The sequence below is a fragment of the Cryobacterium sp. M15 genome, assembly GCF_002929675.1.
GTDB classification, from domain to species: domain Bacteria; phylum Actinomycetota; class Actinomycetes; order Actinomycetales; family Microbacteriaceae; genus Cryobacterium; species Cryobacterium lyxosi.
Map to the genome: position 1 here is coordinate 270210 of NZ_PJJW01000041.1, position 19200 is coordinate 289409.

16 protein-coding genes and 1 tRNA gene are annotated in these 19200 nt (G+C 64.3%); 14 read left to right on the forward strand and 3 right to left on the reverse strand.

From position 1 onward, the window contains the following. Window positions 1-471, reverse strand: a complete 471-nt coding sequence (locus CXY83_RS16235; RefSeq protein ID WP_104198343.1) for a RidA family protein — start codon at window positions 469-471, stop codon at window positions 1-3. 2 nt (window positions 472-473) lie between these two features. After that, window positions 474-641 carry a hypothetical protein gene (locus CXY83_RS17900; protein ID WP_166786190.1) on the reverse strand — a complete coding sequence of 56 codons (168 nt, stop codon included), beginning with the start codon at window positions 639-641 and terminating at the stop codon, window positions 474-476. A 71-nt stretch (window positions 642-712) separates the two neighbouring features. On the opposite strand from CXY83_RS17900, the gene CXY83_RS16240 reads away from it, so the two are divergent. From CXY83_RS16240 to CXY83_RS16270, 7 genes are all read left to right on the forward strand, one after another. Beyond that, window positions 713-3310 (forward strand): transglycosylase domain-containing protein, encoded by a 2598-nt coding sequence (locus tag CXY83_RS16240; RefSeq protein ID WP_233201021.1) that lies wholly within the window; start codon window positions 713-715, stop codon window positions 3308-3310. Then, entirely contained in the window at window positions 3307-4299 is a 993-nt protein-coding gene (locus tag CXY83_RS16245) for a metallophosphoesterase (RefSeq protein WP_104198345.1), read from the forward strand. The genes CXY83_RS16240 and CXY83_RS16245 overlap by 4 nt, the downstream gene beginning before the upstream one ends. Before the next feature lie 63 nt (window positions 4300-4362). Continuing rightward, window positions 4363-4436: transfer RNA gene (locus CXY83_RS16250), tRNA-Pro, on the forward strand. Window positions 4437-4708: 272 nt separating this feature from the next. Further along, window positions 4709-5182 (forward strand): VanZ family protein, encoded by a 474-nt coding sequence (locus tag CXY83_RS16255; RefSeq protein ID WP_158251908.1) that lies wholly within the window; start codon window positions 4709-4711, stop codon window positions 5180-5182. 45 nt (window positions 5183-5227) lie between these two features. Continuing rightward, on the forward strand, window positions 5228-6106 hold the full coding sequence (locus CXY83_RS16260) for a twin-arginine translocation signal domain-containing protein (protein WP_134572803.1): 879 nt from the start codon (window positions 5228-5230) through the stop codon (window positions 6104-6106). 13 nt (window positions 6107-6119) lie between these two features. Beyond that, window positions 6120-7247 (forward strand): acyltransferase family protein, encoded by a 1128-nt coding sequence (locus CXY83_RS16265; RefSeq protein WP_104198348.1) that lies wholly within the window; start codon window positions 6120-6122, stop codon window positions 7245-7247. 23 nt (window positions 7248-7270) lie between these two features. After that, complete coding sequence (locus tag CXY83_RS16270; protein ID WP_104198349.1) at window positions 7271-7813, forward strand: YdcF family protein; 543 nt, start codon at window positions 7271-7273, stop codon at window positions 7811-7813. Here CXY83_RS16270 and CXY83_RS18430 read toward each other — a convergent pair. Beyond that, entirely contained in the window at window positions 7797-8261 is a 465-nt protein-coding gene (locus CXY83_RS18430) for a DapH/DapD/GlmU-related protein (RefSeq protein WP_104198350.1), read from the reverse strand. The genes CXY83_RS16270 and CXY83_RS18430 overlap by 17 nt on opposite strands. A gap of 232 nt (window positions 8262-8493) precedes the next feature. Between CXY83_RS18430 and CXY83_RS16280 the strand changes: the two genes are divergently transcribed. The 7 genes from CXY83_RS16280 (at window position 8494) to CXY83_RS16305 (ending at window position 19081) form a co-directional block, all read left to right on the forward strand. After that, window positions 8494-9960 (forward strand): O-antigen ligase, encoded by a 1467-nt coding sequence (locus CXY83_RS16280; RefSeq protein ID WP_104198351.1) that lies wholly within the window; start codon window positions 8494-8496, stop codon window positions 9958-9960. Window positions 9961-10044: 84 nt separating this feature from the next. After that, window positions 10045-11052, forward strand: a complete 1008-nt coding sequence (locus CXY83_RS16285) for a glycosyl transferase (protein ID WP_199184985.1) — start codon at window positions 10045-10047, stop codon at window positions 11050-11052. 8 nt (window positions 11053-11060) lie between these two features. After that, entirely contained in the window at window positions 11061-13979 is a 2919-nt protein-coding gene (locus tag CXY83_RS17700) for an oligosaccharide flippase family protein (RefSeq protein WP_158251909.1), read from the forward strand. Then, the gene (locus CXY83_RS16295) at window positions 13976-15208 is read left to right on the forward strand and encodes a glycosyltransferase (protein WP_104198353.1); all 1233 of its coding nucleotides are present in this window, start codon (window positions 13976-13978) and stop codon (window positions 15206-15208) included. The genes CXY83_RS17700 and CXY83_RS16295 overlap by 4 nt, the downstream gene beginning before the upstream one ends. Then, entirely contained in the window at window positions 15205-16254 is a 1050-nt protein-coding gene (locus CXY83_RS17705; RefSeq protein WP_158251910.1) for a polysaccharide pyruvyl transferase family protein, read from the forward strand. Before CXY83_RS16295 ends, CXY83_RS17705 begins: the two co-directional genes overlap by 4 nt. Continuing rightward, a complete protein-coding gene (locus tag CXY83_RS17710; RefSeq protein ID WP_158251911.1) occupies window positions 16251-17255 on the forward strand; it encodes a glycosyltransferase family 2 protein in 1005 nt (334 codons plus the stop codon). Before CXY83_RS17705 ends, CXY83_RS17710 begins: the two co-directional genes overlap by 4 nt. Window positions 17256-17557: 302 nt before the next feature. Beyond that, window positions 17558-19081 carry a right-handed parallel beta-helix repeat-containing protein gene (locus CXY83_RS16305; protein ID WP_104198355.1) on the forward strand — a complete coding sequence of 508 codons (1524 nt, stop codon included), beginning with the start codon at window positions 17558-17560 and terminating at the stop codon, window positions 19079-19081. Window positions 19082-19200: the final 119 nt, after the last annotated feature.

Consider the following 19200-nt stretch of genomic DNA (forward strand, 5'->3'; position numbering starts at 1 on the left):
CTACGCGAACGCAACAATGAGCTCGACCTCGACCGGGGCGTCAAGCGGCAGCACCGCAACGCCGACGGCGGAACGGGCGTGGCGGCCGATGTCTCCGAAAATCTCAACGAGCACGTCAGAGGCTCCGTTGACGACGCTCGGCTGACCGGTGAACGCAGGGTCGGAGGCGACGAAGCCCGTGACCTTGATCACCTGGGTGATGCGGTCGAGCGAGCCGATCACGCTCTTGATGGCGGCGAGGCCGTTGAGCGCGCAGGTGCGGGCGTACTCCTGGGCGTCAGCGGCCGGAACGAGGCCGTCGCCGTCACCGACCTTACCGATGGCCGGCAGCGCGCCAGAGACCATGGGCAACTGGCCGGCGGTGTAGACGAAACCGTTACTGATCACGGCGGGCAGATACGCGGCGACCGGTGGCACGACGCTTGGAAGGACCAGACCCAGTTCGGCCAGGCGTGCTTCGATATGCGACATAATTATGCGTCTTCCTTGGGGGCGAGCGGGCGTTTCAGATACGCAACCAGGCCACCTTCAGGGCCGGTTACGACCTGCACGAGCTCCCACCCGTCAGAGCCCCAGTTGTTCAAAATGGCGGCCGTGTTGTGGATCATCAACGGCGTTGTGAGGTATTCCCAGACGGGCATGTGACTCCTATTGAGGCGGGCATTCAGATTTGTCGCTTACGCTCAATTCTATGTCTGCCAAAAATCGAACCGTGAGCGGGGCTCTGGGGGGGTTCCTGGGACTCGTCGGGATGAGTGCCGTTGCCGGTATTCTCGTGACCGCCGCCGTCGCCCCAGCCGTTGCCCTGTCCGGCATGGCCGCTACGAACACCATCAACGTGTTCGACAGCCTGCCGGAGTACCTCTCCATCGATCGGCTCTCCCAGAAGAGCAACATCTACGCGTCAACCAACGCGGAGGATCCGGTCGGTACGCGCGTGCTCCTGGCCTCGTTTTACGAGCAGAACCGAGTCGATGTCGCGTCCGACGCGATCAGCCAGTTCGCCAAGGATGCTGCGATCGCCGGTGAAGACCCGCGATTCATGGAGCACGGCGGCGTAGACATCCAGTCCAGCTTCAACGGTGCAGTGCAGACCATGGCCGGCGGCGACACCCGTGGTGGCTCCTCGATCACCCAGCAGTACGTCAAGAACGTGCTGATTCAAAAGTGCGCGGTAATGCCCGACGCCGACGAGGCGAAGTCATGTTACGCCGATGCCACCAAGCCCACCGCTGACCGCAAGCTGCGCGAGATGCGCCTGGCCATCGGCCTTGAGAAAAAGTACGAAAAAGTAGACATCCTTCGCGGCTACCTGAACATCGCCGGCTACGGCGGATCGGTGTACGGCATCGAAGCCGCTGCAAGCTATTACTTCAACACGACAGCGCTCAACCTGACGCTGCCGCAGGCTGCGAGCCTCGTGGCGATCGTGAACAACCCGGTCAAGTTTCAGCTCGATCGTCCCGACAGCGAGACCAACGGCGCGGCCAATGGCTATGCCGCCAACAAGGATCGCCGCGACTACATCCTCAACGAAATGCTCACATACGACAAGATCACCCAGGTCGACTACGACGCCGCCATCGCAGCGCCGATCGAGCCCGTGATCACCGTGCCGAGCACCGGCTGCCAGACCGCCGGAGGCAGCGCCTACTTCTGTGACTACGTCACCAAGATTCTGAAGTCCGATCCCACCTTCGGAGCGGATGCTGACACGCGCCTCGCTAACTTCAAGCGCGGCGGGTTCAACGTGTACACGACACTCGACCTCGAACTGCAGAGTGCCGCGGAGACTTCCCTGAACAAGTACGTCCCCAAGACCTATCCCGGCTGGGATGTTGGCGGGGTCGTCTCAAGTGTCAAGGTGGGCACTGGTGAAGTGCTCGCCATGGCGCAGAACAAGGACTACAGCCAGGTGGAGCAGCCCGCCGGCAGCAACTTCACGAGCATCAACTACAACACCGACCGCGCTACGGGCGGTTCCAGTGGTTTTCAGCCCGGTTCAACGTACAAGGTCTTCACCTTGGCCGAGTGGCTCAAAGAGGGGCACGCCCTGACTGAACGGGTTGACTCACGAGTCAAGGCGAACTGGGGAACATTCCAGGACAGCTGCCTCGGGCCTCAGAATTACGGCACGAAGTTCAGCCCGGGCAACGATGGCGGCGAGGGCGGCCCCAATGAATCGGCGCTGCGCTCGACCACCCGATCGATCAACACCGGCTTCATCGGCATGGCCAAGAAGCTCGACCTGTGCGGCATCAAGAAAACCGCTGAGGCCTTCGGCGTGCACGCAGCAGATGGCGGCGCGCTCGGCCAGAATGCGTCATCGGTCATCGGCACAAACTACGTCGCCCCGCTCAGTATGGCCGTGGCGTTCGCCGGCATCGCCAACAACGGCATGACCTGCACCCCCATTGTCATTCGCAGCATGATCGGTTCTGACGGAGCCGAGCTGCCGATCCCCAAGTCCACCTGCACGCAGTCAGTCTCCCCGGAGGTGGCCGCCGGAATGCAGTACGCCATGGCGACCACGACGACCGGCGGGGGAACAGCCGCCCTCTCAGGCGTGCGCACCTCGCCCCGGGAACCGATCATCGGCAAGACCGGAACCACTGATGAGGCCAAAGACACCTGGATGAGCGGTGCCAGCAGCAAGGTTGCCACCGTTGTCGGCGTGGTCAACGTGGATGGCCCGTTCAAGAATCAGCGCTTCACTAAGTTCAACAGCGTCCGTGCAGCCGACGTCCGCCACTATGTTTGGCCCGATGTCATGAGTGTCGCCAATGCCAAGTACGGCGGAGACGCCTTTCCAGAAGCCTCGTCCAACGTGATCAACGCGGTGGCCGTCCCGGTACCGGACGTGCGCGGCAAGTCGATGGCGGAAGCGAAGTCCACTCTCGAGGCGGCCGGGTTCTTCTTCGTCGACGGTGGTGCGACCAGCTCAGAACTGCCGGCCGGAACCGTGGCCAGTACCGATCCGGCCGGAGGGTCGGCATCCACTCGCGGTGCCACCGTCACAGTGCGCTCGAGCGATGGCACGGGCGTGACGATCCCCTCAGTGATCGGCAAGAACGAAGCGGATGCGCGCAGTACGCTGACCGGCGCCCCCTTCAATTTCACCGTGGCCAAGACTGAACAGCCAACGACGAACAAGGCACAGGACGGTAAGGTCATGGCTATCCAGCCGGGCGAGGGAACGGCCAGCCGCTCCGGCGACGCCGTGACCATCGTCATCGGCAAGTACACCGCGCCTGCCCCCGCCCCCGCCCCCGGTCAGGACAATGGCAGCAATAACGGCCAGAACGAATGACCGCGCTTCGCCCCCTCGGCGAGGGCGGACGACTCGTCGGCGCGTTGCTGGCGTCGGCGGGCGCGGTCGGCCTGACCGCCTTCGCCTGGGGCGCGCTCGTGGAGCGGAACCGATTCACGCTGCGTGAGGTGAACGTTCCGGTGCTCGCGCCGGGGTCGACATCTATTCGAGTGCTGCACCTCTCCGACCTGCACATGGCTCCATGGCAGAAGAACAAGCAGGAGTGGGTCCGCAGCCTCGCTTCCCTGAAGCCCGACCTCGTCGTCGATACCGGTGACAACCTCGGTCACGAAGACGGTGTTCGCGGCATCGAGTATGCCCTCGCACCATTCCGGGGTATTCCCGGCGTCTTCGTCAACGGCTCCAACGATTACGTCGGACCGCAGTTGAAGAACCCGTTCACGTACTTCGGTGGGCCGTCGAGCCGACGCACCGTTCGCCGGGAAGAGCTCGACACCGATGCGCTGCGCCGGGTGTTCGCCGATCTCGGTTGGACGGACATCAACAACGCCGCAGACTCTCTTGATTTGAAAGACACCCACGTGGAGTTCTTCGGCGTCGACGACCCGCACATTGGGCGGGACCGGCTCGACCTGATCACGCGTGCGATCGACGACCTGCGGGCCAACGATCCGCTCGGCGACGATGTCTGGCCCGACCCTGAAGAAGCCGCGGCCCCGCGGTCCACACTCACCGTCGGTGTCGCTCACGCGCCCTACCAGCGGGTACTGAACTCTTTTGTGAACCATGGCGCCCAATTGATTCTGGCCGGCCACACCCACGGCGGCCAGGTCTGCGTGCCGGGTGTCGGCGCGCTCGTGACCAACTGCGATATTCCGCGGCGCCAGGTCAAGGGCCTGAGCCTGTGGAACCACGGCTTGCGTACGGCATTCCTGAACGTCTCGGCCGGCCTCGGAACCTCCATTTATGCGCCCGTACGCTTCGCCTGCCCGCCCGAGGCGACGCTGCTCACCCTCACCTCCGCCTAACTGCCGACTCAATTCGTCGCGGGAGGGTGTGAGCGCCTATACTGAGTGAGGCCCACGGGCCATCGGGGTATGGCGCAGCTTGGTAGCGCGCGTCGTTCGGGACGACGAGGTCGCAGGTTCAAATCCTGTTACCCCGACCGCAGTAGATACTAATGGCCGAAAGTACAACACAACCCCCCACTCCAATCGAGTGGGGGGTTGTGTCGTATGACGCTGTCGGCAGCCGGCCTGGTCGCCTTCCTGGTTCCTCTGATTGAGGGCCAGGATCAGGGCTGGCCACTCTGGACTTTCCTCACCCTCGCTGCCGGCGTACTGCTCGTGGTAGCTTTTGGCGCTTGGGAAGTCTTCGTCGCGAAGCGTGACCGCAGCCGCCGAGAAGTGCAGGACCGATTAGTAACCAGGAGTTGTCGTGACCGCGATTCAACGACGTCGACACAGGTGGCTGCGTGGCTGCGCCCTGTGGGTCATGCTGGCCTACCTCGTCATTCTCACTCTGATCGCATTCTGGCCTACGCCCGTCGACCGGAACGTGCACGGGTCGATCGGGGCTTTCGTGACCTGGTTACACGGGCACGGGATGCCGAATCGGTTTGGCTACGACGTCATTGAGTTCACCGCCAACATCGCGCTGTTCATTCCTATCGGCCTGCTTGCCGTGATGCTTGCCGGGGCGCGGCGCTGGTGGCTTGGCCCGGTGATCGGCGCCCTGATCAGCGCCATGATCGAGCTCGGCCAGCTCGTTTTTCTGCCCGAACGTTTCGCGACCGTCAACGACATCGTGGCCAACACTCTTGGAGCGGTATTCGGCACGGTTCTGGCACTGATCGTGCTTCGTCTCACTCTGGGGCCGCGCCCCTTACGCCGCACAATCCAACTTCGATAACTTTCGCATTGGACCTCAGCGATTCACTCTGCTAACTTTTTCAGCATGGATCGCAGAGGATTTCTCACTTTGTCAACGGCTGGTGCAGCCACACTCGGTTTCAGTGCGCTCGGTGCACCCGATGCGTTTGCTGCCACCGCCCCGAAACTGCCGGGAGAGGTGTCGCGCCTCTCCAACGTGCTCACCCAGAAGGGTAGAAAGCTCTACGACAATATTGAAGTGGACATCGGCGGTGATCGGGCCCGCCTGTTTATTCCGCAGACGATCTCGATGAACTCGGCGAGCGCCGTCGGTGCCGTCTGGTTCTACCATGCAGCATCCAGCTCGCACAACGCGCTCAACGGCGGGTACAAGTATCCCGGTGAGCTGGTTGTCGATCAGAACACCATCGCCATTTGTATCAACGCCGGTGGCACCCAGTACACCAACTCCATCGCCACGACGGCGCAGAAGAATGCGTGGACCTACCTGAGCGCGCTCTACACCGTGCGGCGCAATTTTCTGCGCGCCACCTCCTTTGGCGGATCGCTCGGCTGCTACACCTACGGCAAGAAGCTCATCCCATACATCCGCGGCCTGTACATGGTGAACGGGCTCTATGACAACGAGTGGCTCTACGCCTACGACACCAAGAACCAGGCGCGCGTCGGAGACGCCTACGGCAACGACCCCACCCTGATCAAAGCAACCAACCCCGCTCGCATCAGCGCAACCCCGTGGACCAACAGCCGCGTCAAGGTGCTCGTCTCCGATGATGCCCACCCCGATAACGTCGTTGTGCCGAGCAGAAACGGCCTCGCCCTGATCAATAAGATCAAGCCGGTCGCCGCCGATACCCAAGTGATGTACCACACGCTCGGCCACGAGACGCCGGGCTTTGCCCACACCGACATGATCAAAACCTTCGCGCAGTGGTCGGTCTGATAGGGAGGTACCAGTGGGCAGCGAGATCGATCGCACCAGGGTCGACTGGGTCGACGGCGCGAAGGGCATTGCGATTTCGCTCGTCGCCCTGGCCCACGCGGTGCAGTGGACGGTTCTTTCCGGCCTGGCCCCCGACATATGGAACAAGATCAACCTCGTCTTTATCGTATTTCGCATGCCCCTGTTCTTTCTCGCCTCCGGCCTGTTCGCCGCGTCGATCATCACACGTACCTGGCCCACTCTCTGGCGCACCCGACTGAGCCTGCTGGTCTGGGCACTGCTGCTGTGGACAGTCATCCGCTTCGGCTATTTCTCCCTGCTGCCAAACCCCGCGGGCTTTGACGAGACCAACCCGGTCGATCTGCTGCTCGCCCCGCTGCGACCCAGCAACGGCCTATGGTTTCTTTACGCCCTCTCCCTGTTCTTCATTGCCTCAAAACTTATGCGAAATCACATCGACTGGCGGGTGCAAATCGGCGTTGCTGCCGTGCTGTCGGTATTGTTCTTCGCTCGCGCTGACACCGGTAACATCGCCTGGAACGGCATCGGCCGATACTTCGTGTTCTTCCTTCTCGGCTGCTACCTGCGCGAGCGGATCCTGACCTTCGTCAATCGGCCCAGCCAGTTAGGCGCCCTCTGGCTCGGCCTCGGTTTCGGCGCAACCTTCCTGGTTCTGGCCGGCGTGATTCTCATCGTCGACGCCCGGGTACCGTTCATTACGGGCGCCCTCGCGCTGGTGAGCCTGCTGGCCCTCGGTGCCGGTCTCCTCGTGGCCCGGTTTCTGGTGGGGTTCCGGGCGTTCGACTGGTTGACCTACGTCGGCCGCAACACCCTGCCGATCTACGTCGTGCACGTTTTGTTCGTCTCGGCCTTGACCAGCCTGCTGCTGCTCGCCTGCGGCCAGACCTGGCTCGACCGCCTCGGCCCGGTGCTGCCCCTGCTCGTCGCCGGTGGCGCGGTCGCCGCCGCCCTGGCTTTCTGGCACCTTGTGCGTGACCGGCCGGTGCTGCGCTACGGATTCGCTGTGCCGGCCTGGTTCTCCGGTCGCGCTCCCGCGGAGAACGTAACGGCGAAAGCGGCGGCGTCCACTTCGGCCGAGGCGGCAGAATCCCCAGAGCGGATGCTGCCACGAAGCGATTGAGACGAGCTCGCCGGCGACAGCGCGTGCTGGTCGTACTCACCGGCTTGGCGCTGCTGATCGTGGGGCTCCTGGCCGTCACGAGTCGAATCGTCATGTTTCCCCGCGAGGACCCGGCAGCCCCGGCCGACGCGATCGTCGTTCTTGGAGGACTCGGCAGCGCAGCCGTCGTTGCGAAGGCCGTGGATCTCGCCGAATCCGGATACAGCGGCCAGATTTTCATCTCAGACGCATTCGGCGGTGATACTCGCCCGGCACATCTCTGCGCGCGAGCCGTTCCGGTGCCTGGCACGATGATCACAGTGCAGTGCTTCGACGCGCACCCGACCACGACCCGCGGTGAAGCCGAAGCGATTGCCGCGTTCGCGACCGTCCAAGGATGGAATCGGGTGATCGTGGTCACCTCGAGCTACCACGTGAGCCGAGCCCGGATGCAGATCGGCCGGTGCTACGCCGGTTCCCTCGCTGTGGTCGGCGCCCGGCAGCTGATGGATCCGCTGAAATGGGCCTACCAGTTCGTCTACCAGAGCGCCGGTTTCGTCAAGGCGTGGATTACGCCGGCTTGTTGACCTGAAACCCCTCGGCGATTGAGTCGACCCGCTGGCGGTACGTTTCGCCGACCATGTCAGCCGCGGCCGGCCACGCGGCAAGCCCCGCGTGGAACTCGGGCCAGTCCTTGATCGGCCGGGCCGGAACGCCGGCCACGATGGTGCCGTCCGGCACGGATGCTGTGACCACCGACCCTGCTCCGACCACACACCGGTCGCCGATTTGCACGCCCGGCAGCACGGTGACACCGGCGCCGATGAAGACATCGGAGCCTACCCGAATCGGCGCAAAGCGGTAGCGGCGCCCGCGCTCATCCCGGTAGAGCCAGCCGGATCCGTCATGGGTGATGAATGTCACGCCAGAACTGATCGTCACGCGGTCACCAACGGAGATGAGCCACGGCTCCGACGTGATTATGTCGGAGAGGATGCGGCATCCGGCGCCGATCTGCACGCCCAGGGCACGCATGGCGTAAACCCGGCCCCGGGTGCTTCGCTGAAATCTATAGGTAAGACGGGACAATTTCACCGTAAAACTCCACTTCTTTGGTGGTTCAGGCTTTCAGCGACCCGCTCAAAGTATCGGTTTTCGAGCGGCCGCGCTGGCGCTGAGGAAAATTCACGTGTTATCGTTGCGGCTATTCCACTAGCGCAGCGCGACACCCGATCCATCCCTGCGCCACGACAACCCAAGGCGGCCGATGTTCGATTCCACTCTGCGCCGATTGCGAAGCACGCCGGTCGTTTTGATTGCGTTCTCCGCCCTTCTCGTCATTGTGGCGAGCGTGGTTCTGCCGCGATTCATCACCACCGTCGGCATCATTCTGATTCCGCTGACGCTGCTCGCCTTCGCCGCCGCTGCCACCCTGCTCCTCTTGCCGGTGCATATCCTTCCCGCGGTTGCACTGGTCACGTTCGCACTGGTTCCGGCCCGCGTCCTACCGCAGGACGGCCCGATCGGCGCCCTGCCGCTGACCACCATGATTATCGTGATCTGGGCAGTGCGTCGCCTGCTCCCAACGAAAACAGATGCCCAGCCCGCGACGCCACCCAGCCCCTTTCGGTCAGCCACCCGCTACTTCGCCCTGATCTTTCTGGTCTGGACACTGTTCACCCTCGCGCGTACGACCGATCTGCAGGCGAGCCTCGGCTGGATGATCAGCTTCAGCGCCGCCGTTCTACTGCCCCTGTGTATTGGCACCAGCACTCGGGAGGCGTACTGGATTCGCCGCACCTGGCTACTGCTCGGCGCCTGGCTCGGTGCCTACGCCGTCGTCGAAAGCGTGCTGCGCTTCAATCCGATCTGGGGCACCCTGTTCACGGCGCTCGGCCTCAGCGACCATCAACACTGGTCGGTGTATCGGGCCGACGCATCGTTTGGGCATCCGCTCTTCGCCGCCCTATTCCTTGCCGTAGCTTGCGCACTCGCCATTGGCATCTGGCTGCAGGAGAGTTCCAAGCCCGCCCTGGCCGCGGCCGTTTTCAGCGGTCTGGGCCTCGTCGCGACCGTCTCGCGCGGCGCCATTCTCGCCGCGGCAATCGCTGTCGGCTTCGCGTACACGGTCTCGCTCCTTCTGCGGGGAGAGAAGCACTGGGGAAAATTCGCTTTGCTCGCCATGCTCATGGTCGTCGCGGTCGTGGGATTGTTCCAGTTCGATGCGTTCACTGCCCGCAACAACTCGATCGAAGCCGAACTGTCGTCGCAGGCCCGCGACCTCGGTGTCTGGGTGTCCGTGCAGGCGGCCAACCTCACCGGCTGGATCGGGTCGGGCCCCGGCACCTCTGGCATCACCGGGCGACTGTTCAACGACGTCACCATCGAGAATTCACTATTGCAACTGTTGATCAGCATCGGTCTGCCCGGTGTCGTACTGTTCCTGCTCATGATCGGCTCGGCCGTCGCTCACGCGCTGTCGCGCCGAGCCGTCGGCGCGGCAGCTGCGCTCCTGGCGTACACCGTATGTATCGCCGGCTTCAACGCTATTGACGCCCTGCGCCCGATGCACCTACTGCTTGGCTGCCTGCTCATCCTGGCCCTGAATCCGACGCGAGCGGATGCCGCTGGCCCGCACGAACCCGGCCGTGCGCCGAGCGCGCGGAGGGTATCCGGCTCCCCAAACGGGGGTACGCGAGGCTCTAACGCAGGGACGGCTCGCACGCTACGCTAAACCGACAGATTCTCAGTTAATGCCGGTTCTCACCGGTCCGTGAGGGGTATGGGCGTGATTACCACAGGCGCGAAGAATATCACCGTGTTGCAATCGCTGAGTCCGCCGGACGGCACCACGCGGTACGTCAATCAAGTGGTCGACGGCGCACCGGCTGCCGTGACCATGCGATTCTTTTCCTGGCGCACTGCGCTGCTCGGCCGCTATGACATACTGCACGTGCACTGGCCGGAACTGCTCATTCGCGCCCCGCGACCGCTCAAGGCTCGGCTGCGTCGCGGCGCGCTGTACGCGCTACTGCTGCGCGTGCGAATGCAGCGCATCCCTATTGTGCGCACCGCACACAACCTGACCCCGCACGAAGCAGGCGCTGGCGCTGAAACGCGCGCGCTGAACGCACTCGACGCCCGTACCGCACTCGTAATTCGTCTCAACCCGACCACACCGGTTGAACCCGAGTCTCGGGCGGTCACCATTTTGCACGGGCACTATCGCGACCGTTTCAGCGGCATGACGCTGCCCGAATCGGTGTCAGGGCGCATCCTCTATTTCGGCCTGATTCGGCCGTACAAGGGGGTTGAAACGCTGCTGCAGGTATTCCGGGCACTGCCGGTCCCTGATCTGACCCTGCGCATAGTCGGAAGACCATCAAGCGGGCTCGAAACAGTCATCAGCACCGAGGCCGCGCAGGATCCGCGCATCAGCTCGGTGTTGCGCTTCGTCTCCGACGAAGAATTGGTGGCTGAGGTCGGATTGGCCGAGCTGGTTGTCCTGCCCTATCGCGAAATGCACAATTCAGGCGTGTTGCTCGTAGCACTCTCGCTCGATCGACCGGTGCTCGTGCCGTCGACGCCGTCGAACCTCGCCCTGGCCGACGAAGTCGGGCCCGACTGGATTTACCTCTATGACGGCGAGCTCACACCCGAGATTCTCTGCGACACCCTCAAGCGGATGCGCGCCGCCGGTGCCCACCGGCGCCCACAACTCTCCGGACGGGATTGGAAAACGCTCGGCCTGCAAAGTTATCAAACCTATCTGCGTGCCTTACAGCTGACCGGGCGCACGGTCCGCGCTGGGCGGAATACCCGTTGACCGCGCCGATGCCGCCTCATCCCCCGGACATTCCCGACGTCCCCGATGTTGCCGACATTCCCGAGAAGCCTCGCTCGACGGCGGGTCTCGGCCGCACCGCGGGGCGGGGCGCCTCGACCACCCTGGTCGGCCAGCTCATTCGCATCGGCGTGCAGCTCGGCGGCATCGTCGTGCTCGGCCGACTGCTCGACCCGAGCGACTACGGGCTGGTCGCCTCGGTCGCTGCGATCATCGGGGTCGGCGAGGTGCTGCGCAACTTCGGGCTGTCGTCGGCGGCCATTCAGGTGCGCGACCTGACCCGGCACCAAAAAGACAACCTGTTCTGGATCAACAGCGTGATCGGGCTTGCTCTCATGCTGCTCGCGGTGCTGTGCAGTCCCCTCATCGCCACCCTGTACGGCGACGATCGACTCGTGCTGCTCACCCAGGTGCTCGCCGGGACGTTTCTGCTCAACGGCCTCGCCACCCAGTTTCGTGCTGATCTCAACCGCAATTTTCACTTTGTCGCCCTGGCCGGGTCGGAAATCGGTGCACAGGCCGGCGCTCTCGCGGTTGGCATCGTGATGGCGCTGAACGGTTTCGGCTACTGGGCTCTTGCTGGACAGCAGATCAGCCAGGGTATTCTGACCATCATCATTCTCGTTCCGGTCACCAACTGGTTTCCCGGCTGGTATCACCGCACCGCGCCCATGCGTCACCTGATCGTTTTCGGGTCGAACCTGGCCGGCACGCAGCTGCTCGGCTATGCCAGCCGCAACACCGACACGATTGTGATCGGCGCCACGCTCGGTGCCGGACCGCTCGGCCTGTATAACCGGGCCTTCCAGCTACTACTGCTGCCGCTCAACCAGATCAACGGTCCGTCCACCCGGGTGGCCCTGCCGGTGCTGGCCCGCTTGCAGGACGACCAACCCAAGTACGACCGGTTCATTCTGCTCGGGCAGACCATCATGCTGCACACGGTCACCATTGTGCTCGCTTTCTCCTGCGCCCAGGCCCTGCCGATCATCAGCATCGCCCTCGGCAGCCGCTGGCTCGGTTCGGCTCCGATCTTTCAAATTCTCGCTATTGCCGGGTTCTTCGAGGCTGCTGCCTATGCGACCTACTGGGTGTTCCTGTCGAAGGGTGCCACCAAGCAGAACCTGTATTTCGCCCTCACCACCCGGCCCCTGCTGGTGGTGTTCGTGCTGGTCGGCTCACTCTGGGGCGTTTACGGCGTCGCTGCCGGGTACTCGATCGGCGTCGCGCTGATCTGGCCGATCGGCCTGTGGTGGATCAGCCGGGTTACGAATGCTCCCGCACGATCGATGTTCCAAGCCGGCGCGCGCGCTGTCCTCGGCTACGGTTTCGCGACCGGAATCAGCTGGACGTCCGTGCAGTGGATCCCGATCGACCTGCCATTCGCGCGCGTCGCCCTCGGCGGGATCGCCTTGCTCGCGGCGATCGGCTTCGTCATGCTGATCTGGCCGACCTTTCGCCGGGATGTGCGCGGGATCACCCAGGCCCGCAGCTTTCTGCGCTCCGCGAAGTCGTCGAAAGAGGGCCCCGTCGGCGCGACCGTTGACACCGAGCGCCCGGCGCCTGCCTCCTCCCTTGCCCAAAAAGCAGGGCGCACACGCTTGCGCATCATCCGCCGGCTGGACCGGGTGGTGCACGGCCTGGCCGCGGCATCCACCCTGCCCTTCCTGCGCGATCGTGCCGCCCTGAGACGCGCGACCAACCGGATGCGCCCGTTCGATCCGCGCAGTGAGCAGGCTCACGTGCTCGTCGCCCCACCCGGGGAGGGCAATATCGGCGACCAGGCCATGATCGAAGCCTTTCTCGAAAATGTGACGGGACGAGTTCAGGTGCTCGTGCGGCGGCCGACCGACGTACAGATTCCGTCGCAGCACGCCTGGCGGGCGCAACTCGTCCCGATTCCGCACCTGATCTACGGAAAAGGGCGGGTACACCGGCAGGCCATGGCGATGCTGGCCCCCATACTCGGCCGCGCCCTGTCCCTGACCGTGATTGGCGCGGACATCATGGACGGCGCGTATAGCGTGCGTGCCTCCGCCCGGCGAGCGGATGTCGCGAGCCTCGCGCGCAGCGTCGGCGTGCAAGCGCGCATCCTCGGCTTCAGCTGGAACGGCCACGCCAACGTGGGGGTGCGCCGGTCGCTCGCCCGGGCCGGGCGAATGGGAACGCGGTTACAACTGCGCGACCCCACCTCCAGCGAGCGCGCCCGTACCGATCGATTCCACACCGTGGTCGACGTCGCCGACGCCGTGTTCGCTGCCCGGACCAGCTGCGCCCTCGCCAAAACGGAATATCTCGGAGCCACGCCGGCCCGCTATGCCGTCGTGAACGCTAGCGCACTGGTCGGCCGCAGTTTCGACCAGACCACAGAGTACGCCCGGATCGTAACGGCACTCCTGGAGGCGGGGCTTCAGGTCGTGCTGCTGCCACACGTCATGCGCACCAGCGGCGACGACATGGCCGCCTGCCGGGCCGTGTTCGATCGTCTGCCCATTACGGACGAGGTGATACTGGTGAACCGGTTGCTCACCCCGGCCGAAGTGCGCGGGCTGTGTGCCGGCGCCGAAATCGTACTGACCGGGCGCATGCACCTCGCCGTGCAGGCCATGTTCCACGAGGTTCCTGCCGTTGCGCTATCCACCCAGGGCAAGGTCGCGGGCATGATGCGACTCTTTGACACACAGGAACTGTGCATCGAGCCGGGCGCCGGCCTGGCTCGACGCATGATTCCGGTGGCGTTATCGGTGCTGGCCGATCGGAAGAGGTATCGCGACCGTTTGGCTGCGCGGCTGCCCGAAGTGCGGCGCCTGGCCGCTCTGAACTTCTCGGGGTTGCCGAATGCCACGCATTCTTATCCCCCTGCCCTCACGGCCCCGAGCCCGACTTCCCACAGACAAGGTCCCGCATGACGCTCTCCTCGCAAACCCCACCCGACTATGCGCGCGCCGATCCTGCCCTGCGCCGCATTCTCTTCGTGATTCCGTCACTGCACGGTGGTGGGGCAGAATTTGTGGCCCGCACCTGGATGGGCTGGCTCGCCGATCAGGGCTACGAGGTGGCTGTCGTGCTGACCTCCGCCGCGGTGAAGCCGGAATACCTACCCGATGGCGTGGCGTCATCCTCCCTTTCCGGGCAGCGCGGCCACCTGCAGAAGGCCACTGCGCTTCGGCGCCGCCTGCTCGACTGGCACCCCGACGTGGCGATATCGCTGCAGGCCCACCCCAACCTGGTGCTGCTGACCGCTGCCCGGCTGATGCCAGCCCGTCTGCGCCCCCGTGTGCTCGTGAGTGAACGTAACCTGGTATCGCTCGGGCTGCCCGGATCGAATCTTGCCCACCGGGTGAAAATCTGGTTTGCCAAGCGCCTGTATCCGTGGGCCGACCACGTGATCGCCATTTCGCATCCGGTCGCCGCTGAGATGATCGCCGCTTTCGGAGTGCGCGGTGACCGCATCACCGTCGTCGCCAACCCGGCAACGGCAAAACTACGCGGCACCCGGCGCGGGCTGGGCACGACGGCGGCCCACGTCCAGGTCGGGGGTGACGACGGCACGAAACTGGTCGAGCCGGGGGGAACCACGATCGTGGCGCGATCCGAACGCCGCCCAGGATCAGCCAACGGCATTCAGATTGTGCTGGCCTGCCGGCTCGTGGCGCAGAAGCGGCCGCTGCTCGCGATCGCGGCCGCCGCCGAGCTCGCCCGTCGCGGCGTGGTCGTCGAGGTCGTCTCGTTCGGCGGCGGTCCCCTGCTCAACGACGTACAGGCCGCGGCTCGGCAGGAGAACGTGGCCTTTCACCATCGCGGCTGGGTCGAAAACTGGTTCGACCACTTCGCCGACAACTCGGTGGCGCTGCTTACCTCGAGCCGGGAGGGTTTTGGCAACGTGCTCGTTGAAGCGGCTGCGGCCGGCTATCCCTCGGTCGCCGTTTCGGGGGCGCTCGGGGTAGCGGATGCGATTGTGCCCGGCATCACGGGCGAACTCGCGCTGTCCGCGCATCCGGCGGACCTTGCCGACGCCATTCTGCGGGCGGTGGACCTCCCGCTCGAGCACATCGAACCCTGGCTGGCTCGTTTTTCGGAGGAAGCGAGCGGCAGCGACCTGGAACGGGTCTTGCTTCGGGTCGTGGAACGCGCATGAGAATCTTCGCCTCGGCTATGGGCCAGATTGACAATGTCGGCGATACCGTGCTGCGACGGGCCTTTCTCGATGCACTTCGGGGCGCCGGCGAACTGCAGGTTTTCGTCGGGGCCCGATCGGACTTCTACCTGAGCGGGCTCGGCTTGCACGACGAAGACCGGGTGTACCGCACCAGCGCAGAATGGCGACGCGAGATTTCGCGGTCGACTCTCCGGGAGGCATCCGTTTACGCGTTCAACGCTGGCGAAATCGAATTGCAGCGGTCGTATGCCCTGCGCTACGTGCGTCTTGCGCCCCACCTCGCGCTCAACCGTCTGCGCGGCGGGCACGCCGTGCACGCCGGGTTCGGCGTGCGGCAGAAGACGGGCTGGCGCATTCCGGTGGCGGCGACACTGCGCCTGTGCGACCTCGTGGCCTGGCGAGACGCCTACAGCCGCTGCGCGATGGGCCTGGGGCGCATCTCTCCCGACTGGGCCTTTGCTACGGGGGCAGCAGATGCCGAACTGCTCGCGTCCACCGCTTCTCGCCCGCTACTGGCGGTATCGGTGCGCTACAACGGGCGGCACCCCGACGATGCGTGGCTGGCGGCATTGCGCGGCCTGGCCGATACCCTCGAACTCGAGATCGTGGCGGTGTCGCAGATCGAACGAGACGGGCCACTTGCCGAGGAACTGGCCGACAAGCTCGGCGGCACGGCCATGGTCTGGGACGGTCCAGACCATCTCGCTCAGGAGCAGAAACTACGGGCGGTCTACCAGCGGTCACTGCTCGTAGTGACCGACCGACTACACGCTGCCGTGATCGGCCTGACCGAGGGTGCGCTGCCGCTCGTGATCGCCGATGCTGGCCCGTCGAAGGCGGCTCGCACCCTCGACGCGGTCGGTATCAAAGGCGCCACGATCGGCTGGACGCTACCCGACCCCGCGGCATTCGAGCGCCGGGCTCGCGACGTCCTCAGCCGCCGGGAGCCGATTCTGCGCCACGTCGTCGAGGCGCGCGCTTCCCTACGGGAGCTGACCCGCTCCATTGGAAAGCTCACCGCATGACCGGGGCACACGCCGCGGGCTCACCGGTTGTCAGCATCATCGTGCCGGCCTACAACGCCGCCAAGTTTCTGGAGAGCGCCATTGAACGACTCCTCGGCCAGACCATGGACGATTTCGAGATCATCGTGGTCGACGACGGCTCAACGGATACGACGGCTACCATCGGCGCGCGGGCGGCTGCGGCAAACGCCGATGTGCATTACTTTCGCGAGGAACAAAATGGCGGTGTCGCGCGGGCGCGGGCGCGGGCGGTGGCCGAGAGTCGGGGCGAGTTTCTGTGGTTCGTTGATTGTGACGACGAGTGGGCTGACTCTGCGCTGGAGAAACTCGTGGCGGCGGCCAGGTCTACGGGCGCCGACGTGATCGTCTGCGGTGCGGCGTATGTCTACCCCGGCCGGCGCCGCCCGTTGGTTGCGCCTCTTCTGAACAAGCCGATCACGGGCGCACAGGCTTTTGTCCTCCTGCTCGATGGCGAGCTGACCGGGCACCTCTGGAACAAATTGTTCCGCCGTTCTCTTACCCGCGAGATCGAGTTCACCCCGACCCGGGTGCACTCCGACCTGGCCATGGTGGCCCAATTACTCGCTGCGGCCGATCATGTGGCGTTCATCAGCGACTCGCTCTATTCCTATGTCGTGCGCGGTGGGTCGATCATCCGCTCAGGGTCGCGCCGGGCCGAGTCTCTCCTGCTGGTCGAGCAGGCCGTCACGAACGCGGCTATCACCCTGGATACCCGCATCATCGGTTCTAACTCGTACGGCTACTTTCGTCTGCGCTACGTGCTGCTCTCCGGGCTGAAGGACGCGCTGACCGGCCCGTACGATGCCGACGAACGGGACGAGATTGTCTCCGAGCTGCGTTCCCGCCTGACCTGGCGGCTCATATTGCTAGCCGCGCGCCGTCGCGATTGGAGGCGGCTGGTGCTGGCCGGCACGGCAAAGCTGAGTGTTCCGCTGCATCGTCGGGTGCTGCGCCTCACAGCCGAGCGGGGTGTCGCCTGACCTGGGTCGGGTTGAAACTCATCGGCGGTGACGAGGCGCGCCCAGACCCACAACAGCGACCGGGATAATCCCAGAATCTTTCATGTGATTTTAAGCATTTTCACAGGAAGGTGAAACGGATTCGACTTTGACTCTCGATAGGCTGACCTCGAAGTTCAACCCGAACAGTTCCCTACGATCTCGGTCTTCGAACACTGAATACGCGTCGCATCTCGTAACGACCAAGCCAGCAACCGGCACTCAGGAGAATTCCCACCCGCGACACCTGTCCGTCCGCGACCTCGACTCGAGAGGATCCGACCGTGTTCTTTCTTGGTATCGGTCACCCCCGCAAACCCGTTTCCCGCATTTTCCACCCACGCGCATCCGCCCGCCACACCGCAATCGCCGTTGCCGCTTGCACTGTCGTCATCGTTGCCGTTCTCGCCTCCCTGGCCATCCCCAGCCCGGGCGGCGATGCCGCTGCCGCCCCCCAACGCACAGTCATCGACAGCTCCTCGGCAAAGATCAGCTATACCGGCTCCTGGCGCAGCACGCGCAACACCGCCGATCGCGGTGGATCCGTGCGGTTCCAGTCCAGCGCCGGCAGCGCATCAACGACGTTCACGGGAACAAGCGTCGCTTTCATCACGCGCACCACGAAAAGTTCAGGAAAGAGCACCGTGTCGATCGACGGCACGGTCGTTGCGACGGTGAACGCATACTCCGCGCGAACCGTGCACCAGAAGACCGTGTTCCGCACGACGACCCTCTCGAGCGGTACCCACACCATCAAGATCAGTGGCACCGGCAAGCGTGACGCACGCGCGAGCGGTACCAATAGCATCGTGGACGCCTTTGTGGTGAATGCCGCGACCAGCCCAGCACCAGCACCAGCACCGGTCCCTGCACTCGCGCCGTCGCCGGCCGTGCACCGCTACGCCGACTGCCCCGCCGCCACGACGACGGTGCACACCGTTGACGAACTCACTGCGGCCGTCGACCGCGCCCACCCCGGCACCGTCATCAGGATGGCCGCCGGAACCTATCGCGACCAGATCGACATCCACGCTAATGGCACCGCTGCCAACCCGGTCTGGATCTGCGGCTCGCGCGAAGCCGTCATCAACGTGGGCAGCATCCAGGACAACCACGGCATCCAGATCAAGAACTCGTCCAACCTCGTGATCGCCGGTATGACCGTGACCAACAGCCTCAAAGGCATCAGTGTCATCGGCGGCACGAACGTGACGATCGCCGACACCCGCATCGACCACATCGGCTACGAGGGCATTCACCTGCGCGCCTTCACAACCGACAGCACCGTGGTCGGCAACACCATCTCAAACACCGGAATGCGGGACGCGCCCTTCGGCGAAGGCATCTACATCGGTACGTCCGAAAACAATTGGTGCAACCAGACCAATTGCCGGCCCGACCGCACCGACCGCATTCTCGTGCTTGGCAATCAGATCAGCCTCACCAGTGCTCAGCCGATCGAAGTCAAGGAGGGCACTTCCGACGGCGTTGTTCGGGACAACGTGATCGACGGAGCCAACGGCATGAGCGCTGCCGACGAGTGGATCAAGGTCAAGGGCAACAACTGGCTGATCTATGACAACAGCGGCGCCAACAGCCCCCTGAACGGCTTCGCGGTCAACGGAAGCGTCGCCGGCTGGGGTCTTCACAACACCTTCACCGACAACTCGGGTGCGGTGAACGCCGGGGGTTACTCCTTCTTCGTCCACGAGAAGGGCAGCAAGGGCTCCAGCGACACCATGGTGTCGTGCTCGAACTCGGTCACCCGCGCCGGGCAAGGATTGACCAACATCGTCTGCACTCCGTAGCCGACTACACACGACCCCCAGCATGCCCGCCGGGGCGCTGGGGGTCGTTTTTCGCGCGGCCGCAGGTGCGACAATATGCATCGCGACAAAATTCAACAGTTTGAATTTCACTCTAGGCA